Consider the following 4,630-nt stretch of genomic DNA (forward strand, 5'->3'; position numbering starts at 1 on the left):
CCTGAGGCGCCGCCGACTGCGGGCAGTCGTGCCGCTAGGGGCGGCACGGGTGGGCGCAGGCGGCACCCCTCCAGCGGGCCCGCGCCCCACACCCGGGCGGCCACCGGGGTGCCGGGGACTGTTGCACGCCGGGTGCGGGCCGCGTGGGGCTGGGCGCGCAGTTCCCCGCGCCCCTGGGACGCGTCTGTGTACCCCGTCACAGTTCCAGTGGGTCATCCGCCCTCACGCCCCACCCTCCGCTCACGCCACTCTGCTGCCCTGCGCGACACCCCCATCTGCGAAGGGCGACCATGACCGACCCCGTGAGCCGCACGATCCTGTTGCTGGACATCGAGAGGTTCAGCGACCGGGACGACGTGGAGCAGGCGTACCTGCGGCGCATGCTCTACGACGTCGCCGACCGCGCGCTGGAGGCCGCCGGCATCGACGAGACGCTGCGCACCCGCGCCGACCGCGGTGACTCCGTGATGGAGCTGATCGACGCGAACGCCTCGGTCACCGCGCTGCTGCGGGCCCTGCTCACCGAGGTCCCGGCGCAGTTGCGGGCCGTCAACCGCATGGCGTCGCGCTCGGCCCAGATGCGTCTGCGCGGGGTCGTCGCCGGCGGCTACGTGGCCGTGGACCACCTCGACGGCTGGGTCGGCTCCGACCTCAACCACGCCTGCCGCCTGCTGGACGCGGCCCTGCTGCGCGCCGCCCTGCGCGAGCGCGTCGACGACTTCGCGCTGTGCGTGTCGGACTCCGTGTACCAGGGCGTCGTACGGCACGACCATCCGGGCGTACCGGCCGACGGATTCCACCGGGTGACGGTGGCGACGAAGAACGGCCCGCTGGCGGCATGGCTGCACGGCCCCGTGGCGCGGACGGGCGAGGACCACGGTGAACGGGGGGCGGGGGAGGCGCCGGGCGACTCGGGGGAGCGCCCGGCGCCGGCCGCCCCCGCCCGGGGGACCGCCGAGGAGGACGCCCACAGCCACCCGGCGCCGGCCGGACACCGGGGAGCCCCGGCGCCGGGTCCCGTCCTGGACGTCGGCAGCGGCTCGGTGTCCTTCGGCGGCAGCTATGTCGCCGGTGACCAGCACGGCGTGTCCGGCGGCCGGGTCACCGGCGACGTCGTCATGGGCGGCACGACCGAGAGGGAACGCCCGTGACCGTCCAGGACACCGCGGGTCCGGGCGCCGCCGGTCCGGGCGCAGGCGGTCCGGGCGCAGGCGGTCCGGGCGCAGGCGGTCCGGCCGCCGCCCCCGCGGCCGACGGGGCCGCCCGCGACGGGCGGTCCGCGGAGAAGCCCGCCGCCGAGGAGGCGGAGGAGCGGGACCAGCCGCAGGCGGCCTGGGCGGCGCGGCGTGACCTGGTCGACCACAGCCCGCGCACCATGAAGGTCGGCTCGCACGCCGGGTTCGGCGGGGGCCTGGTCGCCGGCGACCAGCACGGCGTGTCCGGCGGCCGGGTCACCGGCGACGTCGTCATGGGCAGCAAAACGGTCCACCACTGGACGTTCCCCGGGCTGTCCACGGCCGCTTCCGCCGCGGGCGAGATACCCCGCGCCACGCTGGACCGGCTCGCCGCCACCTTCGTCACGTCCGAGGACACCTTCGACGAGCTGGCCGGGCGGCTGCGCCGGGACCGGATCCTGGTGCTGTCCGGCGCCCGCTTCACCGGCCGCCGCACGGCCGCCCTGATGCTGCTGCACCGGCTCGGCGCCGCCCCCGTGGTGGCCCTGGACCGCGAGACCGCCCCCGGCTCCCTGGCCGACCGGTTCACCGCACGGGACGAGCCGGCGCACGGCACGGACGCGGACCCCGCCGCCCCGCGCGGCTACGTCCTGTGCGACCTGGAGACCCGCCGCGGCAACGCCCTGCGCGAGACCCATCTGCTCGGCGCCGCCGACCGGCTCGCCGAGCGGAACGCGTACGCGGTGATCACCGTCGGGCCGACCGCCGTCCTGGAGGACGACGTGTCCGCGGCCGAGTGGCGGCCCCCCGCGAACGAGGACGTCCTCGCCGCCCATCTGCGCGTCCGCGCCGGTGACGCGGCCGCCGGGCACCTGATGGGGACGCCCGCGGTGAAGGAGTTCCTCGCCCACGCCCACCAGCTGCGCGAGGTCGCCGCCTTCGCCCAGCTGCTCGGCCGGTACGCCGAGGGCGAGACCACCGAGCAGGAGGTCGCCGCCTTCTCGCTGGCGTCGCTGGAGAACCAGGTCCGCGAGTGGTTCGAGGAGGACGAGGCCGTCGTCCACCTGCGCGACAAGGCGTTCCTCATCGCGCTGGCCGCGTTCGACGACGGCCCCTACGCGCTCACCGCCGAGCTCAGCGACCTGCTCCACGGCTTCCTCCAGCAGACCCAGAACCGGTCCCAGGTCGCCGAGATCCCCGTCTTCGGCACCCACATCGGCAAGCGCCTGCAACTCGCCCGCGCCCGGCTCTCCGAGGGCGAGGAGCACACCGAGTGGGGCCCGGTCACCCAGACGAAGGCCGCGTTCCACGACGAGCGGGCGCCGCTGGTGCTGCTACGGGAGGTGTGGACGGGCCACCCCTCGGCCCGGCCCGCGCTGATCCAGTGGCTGCGCCGGCTGGCCGACGACGGCCGGCCCCTGGTGCGCACCCGCGCCGCGTCCACCGTCGCCGTGCTCGCCCGTACCGACCTGCCGTCCGCGATGGCGCTGGTCATCGAGCCGTGGGCGGTGTCCAACCGGTTCCGCCACCGGCTCGTCGCGGTCAACTCGCTCACCCTCGCCCACCACATCGGCACCCCGAACGTCCCGCGCATCCTCGACACCTGGTCGGGCGCCGAGGACCGGCGGCTGCGCTGGGTGGCGGTCCGCGCGTACGCGCTGATCGGCCCCGAGCGGCCGGCCCAGGCGCTGGGCGCGCTGCGCGCCGCCGCCCGCGAGCTGTACAAGCCGTCCGGCGACCCGGACGACTTCGACGAGGAGATGGCACAGGAGCTCGCCGAGGCCGTGGAACTGCTGCTGCTGTCGCCGGCCGCCTCGGAGGTCCTGGCCGATCTGCGCACCCACCTCGACGACGACCGGGCCGTGCACGACCTGGTCCTGGGCGGCTTCGTCAGCGCCTGCGGGCGCACCGAGGGCGACGAGCGGTACGGCGTCCCGCTGGTCCTCGACTGGTACGCCAGGGCCGCGACCGACGGGACGCGGGACGCCGACGGCATCGCGCACCTGTGGCGTGCGGCGCTCGGCGACCCGTACCGCACCCGGCACGCCCTGGACACGCTGCGCGAGTGGGTGCTGATCGCGGACCGCTCCACCGCCGTCGAGTGGGCGCTCGCCGCACTGCTGCCGAGGCTCGTCACCACGCCCACGGAGCACCAGCGGCTGAGCCACCTGCTGCGCACCATGCCCGGCGAGGACGGCGATCCCCCGCCGGAGGTCGCCGCCCGCCTGCTCGGCACGCTGCCGCCCCGCTGACGCCCCGACCCCGCCGACGAAAGACGACCCATGCCTTCCTTCCACCGACCGCCCGAGTGGCAGCAGCCGGCCGACCGGCACACCCGCCTGACCGACCCGGTGATCACCGTGCGACAGCTGTCCCGGTTCGAGCTGTCCCTGAAGCACGTGGTGCGCATCGACCACGCCCTGGTCTTCTCCACCCCCAAGGGCGGCTACGAGGCGTACCCGCCGCCCGCCCGGCCGAGCCGCGGCGAGATCGCCGCCCGTCGTTACACCGCCGTGTACGAGGTGGACATGGGCGTCCATCCGTTCACCGAGACGCTGACGCTGCCCAGCGACAACGACGCCTTCGAGTTCACCGCCGAGGTGGACCTCACCTGGCAGGTGCTGGACCCGGCGCGGTTCGTGGCGAGCGGCATCCGGGACGTGCCCGCGCTGCTGATCGGCGAGTTGCAGCAGGCGGCCCGCCCGGTGACCCGGCGCTTCGCCGTCGCCGACAGCGCGCGGGCCGAGCGGGAGCTGCTGGACGCGGTCACCGTCGTCGGCCCGCTCGGCGCGCCGGCCGGACTCCAGGTGACGTGGACCCTGCGGTTGCGCCGTGACCAGGCGAACATCGACCACCAGCAGCGCCTCCAGGCCATCGACCACTCGGCAGCCGAGCAGATCCGCGCCGCTGAGGAGGGCATGCGGGTCGACAGGGCGATGGACGACCGCCACCGGCAGCAGGACGAGCTGCAGGCCGCGCGGGCCCTGGAGTACGGGCGACAGCAGCAGGAACTGGCCATGCAGCAGCACCGCTGGCAGCACGAGCAGGCGATGCTCCAGGGGCAGCAGATGCTGGAGCTGCAGCAGATCGAGGCCAAGAAGATCGAGTTCTACCAGTGGCACCTGTCGCAGGGCGGTGTGCAGTCCTGGGCGCTCCACCTGGCGCAGCATCCGGAGGACTCGCACCTGGTGATGACCAGCATGCGCGAGGACCAACTGCGCATGATCGAGGCGCAGATGGAGCTGGTGAAGGAGCTGCTGGGCGGGGAGGGCGCGGAGAAGTTCGAGCTGGAGGGGCCCAAGCAGCTGGCGCTGCGCACGGTCAGCGACATCCTCAACCAGCGTCTCCCCGGGGTCCCGCAGAACCCGCCGCTGCTGCCGTCGCCGGACGGGAGCGGCGCGGACGGCGCGCAGCCCGCACCGCCGCCGGGACCGCCCGGGGCACCCGGGGCACCC

Annotated in this window: 4 protein-coding genes; 3 read left to right on the top strand and 1 reads right to left on the bottom strand. The window is 75.1% G+C overall.

Annotated features, from left to right (window positions below; translation table 11 throughout):
- Positions 1 to 200, bottom strand: a 200-nt coding sequence (locus CCN29_RS35600; RefSeq protein WP_442538240.1) for a hypothetical protein, incomplete at its 3' end; no start/stop codon positions are given.
- 90 nt (positions 201 to 290) lie between these two features.
- On the opposite strand from CCN29_RS35600, the gene CCN29_RS05230 reads away from it, so the two are divergent.
- The 3 genes from CCN29_RS05230 to CCN29_RS05240 all read left to right on the top strand — a co-directional run.
- Entirely contained in the window at positions 291 to 1,151 is an 861-nt protein-coding gene (locus CCN29_RS05230) for a hypothetical protein (RefSeq protein WP_086680254.1), read from the top strand.
- A complete protein-coding gene (locus CCN29_RS05235; RefSeq protein ID WP_086680256.1) occupies positions 1,148 to 3,427 on the top strand; it encodes a hypothetical protein in 2,280 nt (759 codons plus the stop codon). The genes CCN29_RS05230 and CCN29_RS05235 overlap by 4 nt, the downstream gene beginning before the upstream one ends.
- A 30-nt stretch (positions 3,428 to 3,457) precedes the next feature.
- Positions 3,458 to 4,630 (top strand): hypothetical protein (locus CCN29_RS05240; protein ID WP_442538241.1); only part of this gene is annotated, 1,173 nt, incomplete at its 3' end.

This window comes from Streptomyces pseudogriseolus, from assembly GCA_002154585.1.
Lineage (GTDB): Bacteria > Actinomycetota > Actinomycetes > Streptomycetales > Streptomycetaceae > Streptomyces > Streptomyces pseudogriseolus.